This window comes from Paeniglutamicibacter kerguelensis, from assembly GCF_017876535.1.
In the GTDB taxonomy this organism is placed as follows: Bacteria; Actinomycetota; Actinomycetes; order Actinomycetales; family Micrococcaceae; genus Paeniglutamicibacter; species Paeniglutamicibacter kerguelensis.
The window spans coordinates 685,160-701,491 of record NZ_JAGIOF010000001.1 but is presented as its reverse complement, the minus strand read 5'-3'; the positions used below and the strand labels follow the sequence as shown (position 1 = coordinate 701,491).

The window sequence follows — 16,332 nt, the reverse complement described above, 5'->3', positions numbered from 1 at the left end:
CCGCTCCCCCGCATTCTTGCCTTCGGGCACGAGGAATGGCCGGCTATCCAATGGGATATCCGGCCATTCCTTTGTTCTGTTACGTAAGGGCCGATCCGGAAGGGATCAGTTCCCGTTTTCCAAATCCATGAGCAAGCGGCGGGCCTCGCGGCGAACTGCCTGCTCACCGGGCTCCGGAACCGGGGCCGCCGCAAGCAGCTTGCGCGTGTACTCTTCCTTGGGCGCGTGCAGGACGTCGCTGACGCGACCCTGCTCGATCGCCTTGCCGGACTTCATGACAACCACCGAGTGTGCCAACAGGTCCACGACGGCCAGGTCGTGGCTGACAAACAGGCAGGCGAACTCGTAGCGTTCCTGCAGTTCCTGGATCATCTCCAGCACCGCGGCCTGAACCGAAACGTCCAACGCGCTGGTCGGCTCGTCGGCGATCAGCAACTCGGGATCCAGGGTCAGGGCGCGTGCGATGCACACGCGCTGGCGCTGGCCGCCGGAGAGCTCGTGCGGGTAGCGGTTGATGACCGAGGCCGGCAGGTGCACCGCCTCAAGCAACTCCTTGGCGCGCTTGACGCGTTCTGCGCGGCTTCCGACCTTGTGCACCACCATGGGTTCGGTGATGCAGTCGCCGATCGGGAACCGCGGGTTCAGCGAGGCCGCCGGGTCCTGGAAGATCACGCCCATCTTGGCGCGCACCGCGCGTGCGGCCTTGGGCCGCAACTTGGTCAGGTCGCTGCCCTGCACCGCCAGGCGTCCCGAGGCCACGGGAAGCAGGCCCAGCACGGCCTTGGCCACGGTGGACTTGCCGGAACCCGATTCACCGACGATGCCCAGGATCTCCCCTCGGGCAATCTCGAACGAAACATCGTCAACGGCGCGGAACTTGCTTCCGCGCATGTCGTATTCCAGCACCAGGTTCTTGGCTTCAAGCACGAGCTTGCGCTCCGGCTCGACGGCCACAACGGGCTCGGCGACCCAGCTGCCGTCAACGGCCACCGCCTCGAGGCGCGGAACCGAGGCGAGCAGCTTCTGCGTGTACGGGTGCTGCGGCGCATTGAGCACCTGTTCCACCGTGCCGGTTTCGACCAGGGAACCGCGGAACATCACTGCCACGCGGTCGGCCAGGTCGGCCACCACGCCCATGTTGTGGGTGATCAGCAGGATGCCGGTGTTCAGCTTGTCCTTGAGCTCGCGCAGCAGGTCCAGGATCTCGGCCTGCACCGTCACGTCGAGCGCGGTGGTCGGCTCATCAGCGATGATGACCTTCGGGTCGCAGGAGATCGCCATGGCGATCACGATGCGCTGGCGCTGGCCGCCGGAGAACTGGTGCGGGTACTGCTTGATGCGCTTGGCCGGTTCCGGGATGCCGACCATCTCAAGCAATTCGATGGCGCGAGCGGTTGCTTCCCTGCCGTAGGCAAGGCCGTGCAGCTCGAGGGACTCGGTGAGTTGGCGCTCGACCGTCAGCACCGGGTTCAACGCGGTCATGGGCTCCTGGAAGACCATGGCGATTTCGGTGGCGCGCATCTTGCGCATCTTGGCCTCGGGCATACCGACGACGTTGACGCCGCCGACAAGCGCCTTGCCGGTGATGTTCGCGTTCGAGGGCAGCAGGCCCATGGCGGCGGTGGAGGTCACGGACTTGCCGGAACCCGATTCGCCGACCAGTGCCACGACTTCGCCGGGGAACACCTCAAGGGTGAGTCCCTTGACCGCGTGGACCTCGGAAAATTCCGTATCGAATACGACATTGAGATTCTCGAAGCTCAGTGCCGTGCCGGTTGTGCCTTTCACCGGTACTTGGATGCTCATGAGAGTTCCTTCTTCTTGCGGCGCTTTGCCTTGCGGGTCTGGCGGGGGTCGAACGCATCGCGCAATCCGTCGCCCAGGAAGTTCACGCTCAGGGCGATGGCGACGATGATCATGCCCGGCCACCAGAACAGCCACGGGCGGGAGGTGAATGCGTTCTGGTACTGGCTGATGAGCAGGCCCAGGGATGATTCCGGCGCTTTCACGCCGAAGCCGAGGTAACTCAGCGAGGTTTCAAGCAGAATGGCGCCGGCGATGGCGAAGGTCGCGTTCACGACGATCACGCCAACGGTGTTCGGCAGCAGGTGCTTGAAGATCACCCGGCTGGTTGTCGAGCCCATGGCCTGTGCCGCTGCGACGTATTCGCGTTCGCGCAGGGTCAGGACTTCGCCGCGCACCAGGCGGGCCAATCCCGTCCAGGTCACCAGTCCCAGCACAAATGCGAGCGCCAAGATGGAGTTGGTGGACTTTCCGGCCATCTGGCCCAGGACCGCGGCCAAGACCAACAGCGGGATCACGATGAACAGGTCGGTGATGCGCATCAGCACCTCGTCGACCCAGCCGCGGAAGTAGCCGGCCAGGGCGCCGATGATAGCACCGATGAAGGTGGAGATGGCGCCTACAACCACGGCGATGATGATGGACTTTTGGGTGCCGCGCATGACCAAGGCAAAGTAGTCCTTGCCCGTGTCGTCCTGCCCGAACGGGTGTTCACCTAAGGTGATGCCGCTGCCGCCCAGCCAGGTCGGCAGCAGGCTCAGGGTCGGGGCGCCGCCGTTGACGAGGGGGCCGGATTTCAGGTAGCTATGGTGCCACCAGCCCGGGATGCCCGCAAACCCGATGGAGCTGAAGGCAACCACCGTGATGAAGACCAGGATGATCGATGAGATGATCGCCGGCTTGTGATTCAGGAAGCGGCGGCGGATCAGTTGGCCTTGGCTCTTGGACTCGGTGGCCTTTTGGGCCAGCTCCGCGTCTTCTACCTCGACCAGGGAAACGAGCTGCTGCTCGTTTGGCTCCATTTCGGAAATCATGCTCGATGAACCTCGTAGCTCTTCGTTGTTCTGGTGCGCGCTCATATCCGGATCCTCGGGTCTAGGAGCGCATAGAAGATGTCCGCAAGCATGTTGAAGAGAACAGCTGCGGTTCCGGTGACCAAGAAGAAGGCCATGACCGGCGCCGGGTCCACGGCGGTCAGGCCGGTGCGGAACATTTCGCCCATGCCCTTCCAGCCGAAGACTGCCTCGGTGATGACAGCTCCGCCGATCAGGCCCGCGAAGTCGAAGGCCGCGATGGTGGCGATCGGGATCAAAGCGTTGCGGAAGGCATGGCGGAAGATCACGGTGCGTTCACCCAGGCCCTTGGAGCGGGCCGTGCGAATGTAGTCCTGCTGCCCGACTTCAAGCATCGAGGTTCGGGTGTAGCGGGAGTAGCTGGCCAGCGAGATCACTGCGAGCAGGATCGTCGGGAGCAGCAGCTGGGCCCCCCTGTCCAGGAAGACTTCCCAGAAGCTGCCCATGAAGTCCGGGGTCTGCGAACCGATGGTGCCCACCGGGCGCGGCTTGAGCTGCAGGAAACCGGGCCAGGCGCGGAAGATGTGGTCGATGACCGTCAGGCCGGCAAAGGCAAGGCCGGTGAAGGCGCTAACCCACATGGCGACCTTTCGGACCCGGCCGCCCATGTAGTAGCCGATGGCGCCGGGGATGGCCATCGATAGCACGCCGCCAATGATCAGCACCGGGGTGCTGGGCGCCTCGAGGATGGAGAAGGTTGCGTAGTAGAAGATGATGCCCAGGCCCACGGTGATCAATGCCGGGTAGAGCACCGCCTTGTTTCGCACGCCCACGGTCATGGCGGTGCCGCTGAGGGCAACGGCCAGGGAGAGGACGACGATGCCGACCAATCCCAGTTGCGGGTAGCGGAAGAAGTTCAGCCACAGCAAGTACGGGATTGCCACTCCGACGAAGGCCGCCGACACTGCGAAGGTGGCGATACGGCGCTTGACGCTGCCGCCCAGGAACACCTGCATGAGGAGACCGAAGAGCACCGCCACGACAATCGTTTGAAGCGGCGTGATCGAGGGTTCCTTGATCCAGTTGTTGTAGCCGATGGCCATGTATTCCTTGAGCATGACCGCGGCCCAGAAGACCGGCAGGGAGAAGAACAAGAAGGTCAGGAAGGTGACGCCGTAGTCCAGGCCCGAGTACTGTCGAACGGCGGTGAGCACGCCGATGGCAATGCCGAAGATGGCTGCCAGCACCGTGGCCAGGATGACCAGGCGCAACGTGGAGGATGCTGCGGCGCCGAGCAATCCGGAAACCTCAACTCCCTGGACATTGGTCCCGAGGTCGCATTGCAGTGCAAAGCACTTGCCAACGCCCATGAGCCAATCCCAGTACCTCAGGTACCAGGGCTGGTCCAGATTCATGTACGCACTGCGTTGCGCCATGAGGTAGTCCCGGTTTTCGGCGGAACTCTCACGCAGGTTACCGAGTGGATCCCCGGAGTTGATCACCAATACGTAGAGAAGGAATGAGGCGGCGAGCAAAATGCCCAACGAGGCCCCGAGCCTTTTGATGATAAATTTCAGCACTGCAACTACTTACCTTTCCGTCTTGATCCGCCCTCGTAAGTGGTATTAACGAGGGCGTGTGGGGCCCGGCGAAAACGCCAAGCCCCACACTAAGACGCTGATATTGCCGGTTGGCAATTACTCAGCGCGGACCCACTGATCCGCGTTCCAGACGATCTGCGACTGGGTGGCGGTGTGGCGCACGTTCTTGACGTCAGCCGAGGAGGCGGACAGTCCGGGGTGGGCGAATACCGGGATGCCGAAGAGGTTGTCCCACAGCAGCTTCTCGATGTTCTTGGTTTCGGTCAGGTGAACGGCCGGATCCATGGAGGTTGCAAGACGGGTCCATGCCTCGTCAACTTCCTTGTTGGAGAACTTGCCGTAGTTCTGTGGCTTGCCGGTGGCATAGATGTTCTGGCCGGAAGTGATCTGGCCGGAGCCGGCCCAAGCGAACAGGGCAACGTCGTAGTCGCCGCGCTCCTGGGTGCCGCCCGGTGCGAAGAACTTCGGATCGCCTGCATCAACGACGTCGAAGCCTGCGGCGTCACAGGATGACTTGATCATTGCGACCTGGTTGGCACGGCGCGGGTTCGGAGCGGAGTAGCCGATACGAACCTTTGTGCCGACGGCGTTCTGCTCCTCGAGGATCTTCTTGGCACCCTCGACGTCAACCGTGTCGTAGCGGCCGTCGTAAGCGGCTCCGACAACGTCCTTGTAGCTTTCCTGGAACGGGAAGACTTCGCGGGCGTTGAGGACCTGAGCTTCCGGGTTCAGCGGCTTGATCAGGTTGTCAACGATTTCCTGGCGCGGAACGCACTTGGCGAATGCCTCACGCAGTTCCAGGCTGTCCTTGAAGGCCGCCTTTTCACCGAAGTTGAAGTCCAAGTGTTCCCAGGTCATGGTGTCACCCTGCTGAATGTTTACCTTTTCGCCGAGCTTCTTCAGCTGCGCCAGGGTATCAATGGTCGGCTGCGGGGCAATGGCGTTCAGTTCGCCGTTGTCCAACGCCTGGACCATTGCATCATCCGCGAGGAAGCGGAAGGTCAGGGTCTTGGTGGCGGCCGGGGTGCCGTAGTAGGCATCGTTGGCTTCCAGCGTGACCGATTCGCCGGCATTCCAGCTCTTGAGCTTGTATGGGCCGGAGGACGGGATCAGCTCGGCTGCGGGAAGCGCGCCAGGCTTGGTGGTCCAACCGGTGTTCCAGAATTCAGCGGCCTTGGTGATCTTGGCCGCGTCGCCCGAACGGATGCCTTCAACCAGATCGGCCGTGGACAGGCCGCCCTGCTTGGCAACGACGTGCGCCGGAGTGGTCATCCAGGTCTGGATCTGCCAGTCCGGATCCGGGTTCTTGAAGGTGACGGTGAATTCCTTGGAATCAGGCGCGCCCTCAGGACCCTTGGGAACGGTGTCACCCAGGTCTGCTGAGACAGAGTCGAAGAGCGGGGTCTTCTTTGCATTCTTCAGGTTTGCATTCTGGGTGCCCCAGGCCAGAACGGCGTCGGCCGTGGTGATCGGGGTGCCGTCGGACCACTTCGCGTTTTCGGCAATGGTGTACTTGATTGTCAGCGGATCGTCGCTGACCTTTTCGTAGGAACCAAGGTCCTTGTTCTGGTAGATCTTGCCATCGGTGCCGAAGTACGAGAAGGATGACAGTACACGGTCAGTAATGGCCGAGTTGTAAGTGCTGTAGGTCTGTGGTGTCAGCGAGTTGTAGCCGATGAAATCGGGGGCACCCACAGTGACCTTGATGGTGTCATCCTTGGTCGTAACGTCGCCAAGATCGGCGAGGCCACTGTTTGCCGGCTCTACGGTATTTGTGCCAACGGCATTTGCCGATGGTGCTGCCGAACCGGTTGGCTCAGCCGGGCCGCCAGGTGCACAAGCGGTGAGTGCCAGTGCGAGCGCAGCACCTACTGCGACAGCCTTCGAAATACGCTGAACACGCATTTCTCCTCCTTATAAGCTTGATCTTCGTGTTGCCGAGCTTTCGCTCGGGCGCGGTCCACGCGGCGTGCGCTACCCCACATAAAAAAACGATAGCGCTGATCAGCCCGGATGGATATAAAAATGTCGCTTCACATTTATCGAGACCCCGGTCACCCAAGACGCCCGACCGACACGCGCAACCACCACGTCAGTACGTGACGAGCGCTACAGCCGCCAAAAATCAAGGGTTTACTTCACATTGAGCTTTGCCAATAACTACTGTCCGGTAGGAAAACCGGAGGCGTCGCAAAACATAACAGTTTGGCAACAACGGGAAAAGTTACGTTGATAAGGTGCCCACAAGGGACTGGGCACCCAGAGGTCAGCTGAAACGGGCCGCCAAATGACAGTGGATGGGCGGACCATTTCGGTCCGCCCATCCACTGTCATTGGCCTTGCCAGCCACGTCGGTCCGGCGAAACCGAACCAGGCGAGGCTAAAGCAGCAGCGTGGCCCCGGGGATGGCACCAAGCAGGTTGCGCGTGTAGTCGCTTTGCGGGTTGTTGAAGACCTCGTCGGTCGTTGCCCGTTCCACGATGCGCCCGTTCTTCATCACGCACACGTTATCGGCGATCTCGCGCACGACCGCCAGGTCGTGGGTGATGAACAGGTACGTCAGGCCGAGCTCTTCTTGCAGCGTGTTGAGCAGGTTCAGGATTTGCGCCTGCACCAGCACGTCCAACGCCGAGACGGCCTCGTCGCAGATGATCATCTCCGGTTGCAACGCCAAGGCCCTGGCAATGGCGATGCGCTGGCGCTGTCCGCCGGAGAGCTCATTGGGGAACCGGTGCATGGTTGAAGCGGGCATCGACACCTGCCCGAGCAGTTCCTTGACCCGGCTCTGCCGCGACTTGCTGTCGCCGATCCCGTGGATGCGGAGCGGCTCCTCAATGGTGCGGTAGATGCTGTACATCGGATCCAGGGAACCATAGGGGTCCTGGAAGATCGGCTGCACGCGGCGCCTGAACTTGAAGAGCTGCGATTCGGGCTGGTCGGTCATCAGCTGCCCGTCGAAGGTGATGGAACCCGACGTGGGCGTCAGCAGGTTCAACACCATCTGCGCCACCGTCGACTTGCCGGAACCCGACTCCCCCACGATTGCCGTGGTGGTGCCGCGCTTGACCTCAAGGGAAACGTTGTCCACCGCGGTGAACTCTTCGTGGCGGCCCATGCCCTTGCGGATCTTGAAGACCTTCGTCAGGTCCTTGATCTCAAGCACGTCATCGGTCTTCAGCGAGTGCTCGGGCTTGGCGACCGCATTCACTTGCTCGGCGACTTCAACCGGCTGCGATTGCAGGCGCTTGGACGCCAGCGACGGCGCCGAGGCAACAAGGCGTTGCGTGTAGGGGTGCTTCGGGTTGCGCAGGAGTTCCAGTGCGGGCCCCGATTCGACCACCTGCCCCTTGTACATGACCACGACTTTTTCCGCGCGTTCCGCGGCCAGGCCGAGGTCGTGGGTGATCAGCAGGACCGCCGTGCCCAGCTCGCTGGTCATGGTGTCCAGGTGGTCCAGGATCTGCTGCTGGACGGTCACGTCCAAGGCGCTGGTGGGTTCGTCGGCGATCAGCAGGCGCGGGCGGCAGGCCAGGCCGATGGCGATCAACGCGCGCTGGCGCATGCCGCCGGAGAACTCGTGCGGGTACTGGTTTGCGCGGGATGCGGCATTTGGCAGGCCTGCCTCCGACAGCACCTGCGCGACGCGTTCCTTCGCGTTGCCCCCGGCCAGCCCGTTGGCCCTCAACGTTTCCTCCACCTGGAAACCGATTTTCCACACGGGATTCAAGTTGGACATCGGATCCTGCGGAACCATGCCGATGGAGCTGCCACGCAGCTCGACGATGCGCTTTTCGCTGGCGTGGGTGATGTCCTCGCCGTCAAAGATGATCTGGCCGCCGGACACCCGGCCGTTGCTCGGCAGCAATCCGATGGCGGAGAGCGCCGTGGTGGATTTGCCCGAGCCGGACTCGCCCACGATGGCAACCGTTTCCCCGGGCATGATCGTCAGGTTCGCGTTGCGCACCGCCTCGATCGGCCCCTCCGGAGTTGAGAAGGTGATGGCCAGGTTTTTGATTTCGAGAAGCGGCCGGTCCTCGGCTATTGCATTCACGGATGAATCCTTTAATAGTTCAGTCATGGCGCTATCCCTTACGTGCCCTTGGATCCAGCGCATCGCGCACCGCGTCGCCGAGCATGATGAAGCTCAAGACGGTCATGCACAATGCAAGGGCCGGCCACATGAGGATCTGAGGATTGTTGCGAAGGGAAATCTGGGCATCGGAAATGTCACTTCCCCAGCTCATGATGCTATCTGGCAGTCCAACGCCCAGGAAGGACAACGTGGCCTCGGCCACGATATAGGTACCCAGGGAAATCGTGGCCACCACGATGATCGGCGCAAGGGAATTTGGCACCACGTGCTTCAGCAGCGTTTTGAACTTTGAGAGCCCAAGCGACCGAGAGGCCATGACATAGTCCGCATTCTTTGCCTCGATGACGGCACCTCGGGTGATGCGGGCCAACTGCGGCCATCCGAATATCGTCAATGTGATGATGACCGTCCAAATGCTCTTGCTGTCTCGGAATGCCGGAAGCTGCATGATGACGATGGCACCAAGGATCAACGGCAGTGCGAAGAAGATGTCTCCGAGGCGGGCCAGGACGGAGTCCAGCCAACCACCGTAGTAACCGGCCAACGCGCCGAACGTGCCGCCGATGATGACCACCGCGATCGTCGTGAACAGGCCGACAAGCACCGAGGCACGCGTACCGATGATGATGCGCGCGTAAATGTCGCAGCCTTGGAACGTGAAACCCAGGGGATGTCCGGGCTCCGGGCCCTTTCGCGCATTCGACAGCGAGCAAGCCGTCGGATCGGTTTGGGTGAACAGGCCGGGGAACGCCGCGACAGTGATAACGAGGATGATCATCAGGGCGGAGATGATGAACAGTGGCCGGGTCCGCAGCGACCGCCAGGCCTGCGCCCACATGCTCAGGGGTGCGACCGTCTCGTCGATCTTGTCGACGGACTGCAATGGGGTTTCCTCAAGCGGGGCAACAAAATGATCGATCTTGCGCGTGGACACTTTTCCGACACGCACACGCTTGACGGTGTCGGTCGGTTCAATCAATTCGGGAAGTGGATTCTCAGACATACCGGATCCTTGGGTCGAGCCACGCGTACAGTAAATCGACGACGAGGTTTGCTAAAACGAAGACGAGCACCAAAACGCTGACTACGGCCACGATCGTGGGAGTTTCGCCCTTGTTGATGGCCGAGTAGAGCAGGTTTCCGATGCCCGGGACATTGAAAATGCCCTCGGTGACGATTGCGCCGCCCATGAGCGTGCCGAGGTCGGCGCCAAGGAAGGTCACCACAGGAATGAGCGAGTTTCGAAGCACATGTACAACGATTACCCGGCGACGGCTGAGGCCCTTGGCCGTTGCCGTGCGCACATAGTCGGCATTCTTGTTTTCGATGACAGAGGTGCGCGTCAGGCGCAAGACGTAGGCCAGGGACACCAGGCCCAAGACGATTGCGGGGAGGATCAAATCGCTCCATGGGGCACCAACCCCCACTGTGGGTTTCGCCCACCCAAGTTTGACGCCAACAACGAATTGCAGGACGAAACCCAGGACGAACGTCGGCACTGCAATGACGATCAAGGATGCAACAAGCACTGTCGAGTCAAAGAGCTTGCCCTTCTTGAGTCCGGCAATGACGCCGAAGAGGATTCCGAAAACCGCTTCGAAGGCGAGTGCCATGATGGCCAGCTTTGCGGTTACCGGGAACGCGCGGGCGATCACGTCGGACACCGCCTGTCCGGAGAATGTTTGGCCCAGGTCGAATGTCACGAGGTTTTTCAAGTACAGCAGGTACTGAACCCAAAATGGCTGGTCCAGGTTGTATTGAGCCCTGAGAGTTTCCTCAACGGCCGGGTTCATCGGCTTGCCGCCCGACAGGGCTGCGATGGGATCGCCAGGTGCGGCGAAAACCAGGAAATAGACAAGCAGGGTTGCACCGATGAAAACCGGTAACAGTTGTAAGAATCTCTTGAGCGTAAAGGTAATCACTGGGCGACCACCGCGGGGTTAGTAGATGGGAACGAATCTTGCACGGAACTGCTCCTTGTAAGGAAACATGAGTTGGGGCCGCGAACTTGATGGATTAATCATTGACGTGCGTAAGGGGGACCTTTTGGGCCCCCCTTACGCACGATCCATGTCAGCGGTGGGGCTGTTATTTGCCGGTGATTGCGTAGTACATCGGCACGCCATTCCAGCCGAACTTGACGTCGGCTACCTTGGTGCTCCAGCCACCCTGCACGGCCTGGTACCACAGCGGCACCACCGGAAGGTCCTTGAGCAGGATTTCCTGTGACTTGTTGAAGATCTTGTTGCCTTCTTCAACGCTGGTGGCCGACAGGCCCTCAGTGAGCATCTTGTCGAATTCCGGGTTCGAGTAGTCGCCGTCGTTGGAGCCCGCGCCGGTGGCGTACAGCGGGCCGAGGAAGTTGTAGAGAGACGGGTAGTCGGCCTGCCAGCCGGCACGCGATGCGCCGGTGAGCTTCTTCTCGCCAACCAGCGTGCGCATTTCCTTGAACGTCGGAATCGGGTTCAGCTCGGCCTTGATCGGCAGGGTGTTGCTGATCTGGTTGGCCATGGCCTCGATGTATTCCTTGTTGCCCGCACCGTCGATGTTCGACGTGATGGTGAAGACCTTGCCGGCCGGCCACGGGGAGATCTTCTCGGCGTCGGCCCAGAGCTGCTGGGCCTTTTCCGCATTGAAGGCCAGGACTTCGTTGCCCGGAAGCGAATCCGAGTATCCGTCGATAACCGGCGACGTGAAGTCCTTGGCGATCTGCTTGCCGCCGAAGAAGATGTTGTCGATGATCTCCTGGCGGTTGATGGCCATCGAGATGGCTGCGCGGCGCATCTGGCCGGCTTCACCCTGGAATTCCGGCAGGTAGCTCGGAATCGTCATGGTGGCGTTGCCGGCGTAGGCCTGGTTGACCCAGCGGTCACCCAGGTCGTCCTTGAAGTTCTGCAGCTGGCTCGGCGGGATCTGGTCCAGGACGTCGAGGTTGTCGCCGAGCAGGTCCTGGTAGGCGGCATCGAAGGTGCTGTAAATCTTGAACGTCACGCCTCCGTTGACGGGCTTGCGCGGTCCGCTGTAGTCGGCGTTGGGAACCAACTGGATCTGGACGTTGTGCTGCCATCCATCGTCGGCCAGCTTGTAGGGGCCGTTGCCTGCCGGGTTTTCGCCGAAGGCCTTCGGGTCTTCGAATGCCGCAGCCGGAAGCGGGTAGAAGGCCGTGTAGCCCAGGCGCAGCGGGAAGTCGGATTCGGCGCGAGAGAGCTCGACGGTGAAGGTGTTCTCATCGACGACCTTCAGGCCTTCCATGGTGTCCACGGTGGCGTCCTTGGCGCTGACCTTGTCGTAGCCCTTGATGGACTCAAAGAAGTAGGAGTTCAGCTGTGCGTTCTTGGCAGCGGCACCGAAATTCCAGGCGTCAACGAAGGACTTCGCGGTCACGGGCTCGCCATTGCTGAACTTCTGGCCGGACTTGATCTTAATCGTGTAGTTCGTGGCGTCCTTTGTTTCAATGGACTCAGCCAATTCGTTCACCGGCGCACCGGCGGCGTCGTAGCTCACCAGACCGGTGAAGAGCAGGTCCATGACGCGGCCGCCACCAACTTCGTTGGTGTTGGCCGGAAGCAGGCCGTTCTGCGGTTCGGTCGAGTTCGCAGTAATCACCGCCGTTGAGCTTCCCTCGGCACCACCCGTGGCACCCGCGCTGCCGTTGCTGGCACCGGTGCTGCCAGCACCACCACCGCATGCCGAAAGTGTTAGTGCAAGAGCTGCCGAAAGCACGAGTGCCTTCGAAGTGCGGGTGTATCGCATACTGTCTCCTCAAGGTTTCTGTTGGATGGATTCTGGCACCGCCTTCATGGCAGCACGCGAACCCCGGTGATCTTCACCACTCCCATGTGAGCGTACTCACTCATGTGTGAAACATTCAATGAATTCATCTTTTTGGAGACAATCTTTATGAACCTGCAACATATGCTTCGCGTGACGTCCGGAATTAGTTTCCGAAACGTACGCAGGGGTCCAAACACGGGCACTGTCAAAAACGTGTAGCGCTTAACGCGGATACGTTGCCAGACGGTGTCCAGCCCGTTCTACACTTTCTTGCCATGCCTGCATTCGAGCCCTGTCCGGCCAGTCCCGACGCCATGGTTGGGAAATGCGCGGCGCATTCGGTCGGCCTGCTTCCGGCAAAGATGCTTTCGGATGCAGGCCGACCGATGCCCACTGGAACCTCTTGTTACATATCAAGCCACCCCAAAGAGCATGCCCGGGTCATTGAGGAGCATGCCCAGCTCGACCAGGAACTTGGCTCCTTGCTCGCCATCCACGACCCGATGGTCGAACGACAGCGACAACGTCATGACCTGGCGCAGCGCCACCTCGTCGCGGAACTCCCACGGCATCTTCCGCACCTGTCCCAGGGCGAGGATGCCGGTCTGCCCCGGGGGAAGGATCGGTGTCCCCGCGTCGATCCCGAAAACCCCGATATTGCTGATGCTGAAGGTCCCCCCCGAAAGCTGTGCCGGGCTGATGGTGCCCTCGCGTGCCGCACGGGTGAGCTCCGAGATCTCCCGCGCCATGGCCTCCAGGTTCAGGTTTTGGGCCTCGTGCACCACCGGAACCATCAGCCCCCGATCGGTGGCGGCGGCGATGCCGAGATTGACGTAGTGGAACTCGATGATCTCGCCGCTTTGCGCGTCCCAGCGGGAATTCATCCCCTGATGCCGGGCCAGGATCATGCTGACCGCCTTTGCCACAAGCGTGGTGATGGTGAGCTTGACCCCCTTCAGGTGCGGCGTCTGGCGCAACCGTTCCAGCAATTCCATGCTTTCGGTGACATCCACGCTGAGGAACTCGGAAACGTGCGGGGCGCTGAATGCGCTTGCCACTATGGCTTTCGCAGTCGTCTTGCGCACCCCGTGCACCTGGACCCTGCGCTCGCGAGACTCCCTGGGCGTCTGGGCAGCGATTGCTTCAACGACCGGCGCGCCGTACGGATGGCCGATTGCCGACGCAGGCACCTGTGTTTCCGCAGAGATCTCCGTGGCGGGCGGCTTGGCCTGCAGCACATCTTCCCGGGTGATCAGTCCGCCGGCGCCGCTGGGGTGCACCCCTCGCAGGTCCACGTGCAGGTCGCGGGCCAGCTTACGCACCGGGGGCCGGGCACGCAGGTACCCGATCCCCTGCTGCTGTGGCTGCACAACCTGTTCGTCGATTTCGGCGAGCGCCTGCGTTGCGGCCACGGGAACAGCTTCTTGCTGCCTTGCCGCGGGCTGTTTTGCCGCGGGTTCCGCGAGGATCGCGCGTCCGCGGCGTGCCGGACGGCCGGTGGATTCCACCGCGGCACCGTAGCCGACCAGGGTCGGCTGCCTGTCGGTTGGTGCGCCGGCGGGGGCCGGCACCTCGAAGGAGATGATCGGGTTGCCGACGTTGACCACCGCACCGACGGGTTCAAAGACCTTGGTGACAACGCCGCTGAAGGGCGAGGGCAGTTCCACCACGGCCTTGGCGGTCTCCACTTCGGCGATGATCTGGTTCAATTGCACGGTGTCGCCCACGGCGACCCGCCAAGACAGGATCTCCGACTCCGTGAGCCCTTCGCCAAGGTCCGGCAGGTTGAAAAGTTTCTCCATGGTGGCGCTCATCCGTCCTCTCCCAGCTGTGTTCCGGTTCGGCGCATGGCCCTGTCGACCCCGTCGAGGATGCGGTCCAGGTCCGGCAAATGGTGGTTCTCAAGCTTTGCCGGCGGGTAGGGGATGTCGAATCCGGTCACCCGCACCGGGGCGTGGTCAAGGTGGTCGAAGCAGCGTTCGGTCAGGCTCGCCGCAAGCTCGGCGCCGATCCCCGCGAACTTGCCGGCCTCGTGCGTGATGACAACCCTGCCGGTCTTGCGCACCGAGGCGCCGAGTGTTTCGAAGTCCACCGGCTCGATGCTGCGCAGGTCGATGACCTCGATGTCGATCCCCTCGTCCTCGGCGGCGGTTGCCGCATCCAGTGCAGTCTTCACCAGCGGGCCGTAGGCGATGAGCGTCAGGTCGCTGCCCGGGCGCACGATCTTGGCCTTGTAGAGCGATCCTTCCTCCGGGACCTGGTCCAGGTCGACGTCCCCGCGCTGGTGGTAGCGGCGCTTGGGCTCGAGGAAGATCACCGGGTCGTCGTCGGCGATTGCCTGTTGCAGCATCCAATAGGCGTCCTCCGGGTTGGACGGGGACACCACGCGCAGGCCGGCGGTGTGCGCAAAGTAGGCCTCGGGCGATTCGGAGTGGTGCTCCGGGGAACCGATGCCCCCGCCGAAGGGGATCCTGATGGTCACCGGCAGCTTCACGTTGCCGCGGGAGCGGAAATGCATCTTGGCCAGCTGCGAGACGATCTGGTCGAAGGCCGGGTAGACGAATCCGTCGAACTGGATTTCCACCACGGGACGGTAGCCGCGGAAGGCCAAACCGATCGCGGTGCCCACGATGCCGGACTCCGCCAGCGGGGTGTCGATGACCCGGTGGGCCCCGAAGTCCTTCTGCAGCCCGTCGGTGATGCGGAAGACGCCGCCGAGCTTGCCGATGTCCTCCCCCATCAACACGACTTTGTCGTCGTGTTCCATGGCCGCGCGCAGCCCGGAGTTCAGGGCCTGGGAAAAGGTGAGCGTTTTCATCGGGAGACCTCCGCGTCCGCCGCAAAGCTGTCCAGGTAGAGCCTGTACTCCTCGCGCTGCCCCTCAAGCCAGGAATGCCCGTGGCTGTAGACATGGGCGAAGAGGTCGTCGACCGAGGGATCGGGCATGGTGGTGATGGCCTCGCGCAGGCCCGCGGCCAATGCATCGGCCGCCGCCGAGGCGCGCAGTTTCAGGGCTTCGAGGTCGGCGCCGAGCGAATCAAGGTGCGCGGCGATGCGGTCCAGCGGGTCCTTGGCCGCCCATTCCTCGAGCTCGAGCGCATCGCGGTAGCGGGTGGGGTCGTCCGCGGTGGTGTGGGCGCCCATGCGGTAGGTGACTGCCTCGATGAAGGCCGGGCCGGTGCCGCTGCGCACGTGCGCGAGCGCGGCGCGGGTGGCAGCCAGGACCGCCACGACGTCGTTGCCGTCGACCCGCCAGGTGGCCAGGCCGAAACCCTTGGCGCGGTCGGCGATGTATCCGGTGGTTTGCCGGGTGACGGGTTCGGAAATGGCCCAGTGGTTGTTTTGGCAGAAGAAGAGCACCGGCGCCTGGTAGCTGGCGGCGAAGACCATTGCCTCGTTGACGTCGCCCTGGCTGGTGGCGCCGTCGCCGAAGTAGGTGATCACGGCCGAGGTCGAGCCGTCGAGCTTCAGGCCCATGCCGTACCCGGCTGCGTGCAGGGTTTGGGCGCCGATGACGATTTGCTGGTTGGCCATGTTGACCTCGTAGGGGTTCCACCCGCTCGGGGCCGCACCGCGCCACATGCGCAGCAGGTCGTGCGGGTTCACGCCGCGGCAGTAGGCAACCCCGTGCTCGCGGTAGGAGGGGAAGATGAAGTCGTTGCGATCAAGCGCCCGGCCGGAACCGATCTGGGCAGCTTCCTGCCCCAGTAGCGGCGCCCAGAGTCCCAGCTCGCCCTGGCGTTGCAGCGCCGTGCCTTCCTGGTCGAGGCGCCGGATGCAGGCCATGTCTACATAGAGGTCCCCCAGGACCCGGGTGTCGACATCCTGGACCCAGTCGTCGAGTTCGGGGCACGGGGTCCGGGAGCCGTCGGGGCCGATGACTTGGAGGTAGCGTTCGGGCCCGTCAGGGGCCTGCGCGTCAAACGTATTGGACACGGTCGGCATCCTTCTGCGTTGCGAGGGCCCGGAAACCCGACTCCTGTGGGATGCGTGTTTCCGGGGTGGCGGCCTCGTCGCCGCCACATACCTGTGATGCTACTCACAGAAG

At 62.4% G+C, this 16,332-nt stretch carries 11 protein-coding genes; all 11 read right to left on the bottom strand.

Annotated features, from left to right (window positions below):
- Positions 1 to 105: 105 nt before the first annotated feature.
- A complete protein-coding gene (locus JOF47_RS03095) occupies positions 106 to 1,806 on the bottom strand; it encodes an ABC transporter ATP-binding protein (RefSeq protein WP_209995894.1) in 1,701 nt (566 codons plus the stop codon).
- Entirely contained in the window at positions 1,803 to 2,882 is a 1,080-nt protein-coding gene (locus JOF47_RS03090) for an ABC transporter permease (RefSeq protein WP_209995893.1), read from the bottom strand. The genes JOF47_RS03095 and JOF47_RS03090 overlap by 4 nt, the downstream gene beginning before the upstream one ends.
- On the bottom strand, positions 2,879 to 4,396 hold the full coding sequence (locus JOF47_RS03085; protein ID WP_209995892.1) for an ABC transporter permease: 1,518 nt from the start codon (positions 4,394 to 4,396) through the stop codon (positions 2,879 to 2,881). Before JOF47_RS03085 ends, JOF47_RS03090 begins: the two co-directional genes overlap by 4 nt.
- Positions 4,397 to 4,513: 117 nt before the next feature.
- The gene (locus tag JOF47_RS03080) at positions 4,514 to 6,322 is read right to left on the bottom strand and encodes an ABC transporter family substrate-binding protein (RefSeq protein WP_209995891.1); all 1,809 of its coding nucleotides are present in this window, start codon (positions 6,320 to 6,322) and stop codon (positions 4,514 to 4,516) included.
- A gap of 475 nt (positions 6,323 to 6,797) precedes the next feature.
- Positions 6,798 to 8,495: an ABC transporter ATP-binding protein gene (locus tag JOF47_RS03075; protein ID WP_209995890.1), complete on the bottom strand. Its 1,698-nt coding sequence runs from the start codon at positions 8,493 to 8,495 to the stop codon at positions 6,798 to 6,800.
- 4 nt (positions 8,496 to 8,499) lie between these two features.
- The gene (locus JOF47_RS03070; RefSeq protein WP_209995889.1) at positions 8,500 to 9,513 is read right to left on the bottom strand and encodes an ABC transporter permease; all 1,014 of its coding nucleotides are present in this window, start codon (positions 9,511 to 9,513) and stop codon (positions 8,500 to 8,502) included.
- A complete protein-coding gene (locus tag JOF47_RS03065) occupies positions 9,506 to 10,432 on the bottom strand; it encodes an ABC transporter permease (protein ID WP_209995888.1) in 927 nt (308 codons plus the stop codon). The genes JOF47_RS03070 and JOF47_RS03065 overlap by 8 nt, the downstream gene beginning before the upstream one ends.
- A gap of 166 nt (positions 10,433 to 10,598) precedes the next feature.
- Positions 10,599 to 12,263: a peptide ABC transporter substrate-binding protein gene (locus tag JOF47_RS03060; protein WP_209995887.1), complete on the bottom strand. Its 1,665-nt coding sequence runs from the start codon at positions 12,261 to 12,263 to the stop codon at positions 10,599 to 10,601.
- A 434-nt stretch (positions 12,264 to 12,697) separates the two neighbouring features.
- Complete coding sequence (locus JOF47_RS03055) at positions 12,698 to 14,098, bottom strand: dihydrolipoamide acetyltransferase family protein (RefSeq protein ID WP_245356233.1); 1,401 nt, start codon at positions 14,096 to 14,098, stop codon at positions 12,698 to 12,700.
- Positions 14,095 to 15,102, bottom strand: a complete 1,008-nt coding sequence (locus JOF47_RS03050; protein WP_209995885.1) for an alpha-ketoacid dehydrogenase subunit beta — start codon at positions 15,100 to 15,102, stop codon at positions 14,095 to 14,097. The genes JOF47_RS03055 and JOF47_RS03050 overlap by 4 nt, the downstream gene beginning before the upstream one ends.
- Complete coding sequence (locus JOF47_RS03045) at positions 15,099 to 16,229, bottom strand: thiamine pyrophosphate-dependent dehydrogenase E1 component subunit alpha (RefSeq protein ID WP_209995884.1); 1,131 nt, start codon at positions 16,227 to 16,229, stop codon at positions 15,099 to 15,101. The genes JOF47_RS03050 and JOF47_RS03045 overlap by 4 nt, the downstream gene beginning before the upstream one ends.
- Positions 16,230 to 16,332: the final 103 nt, after the last annotated feature.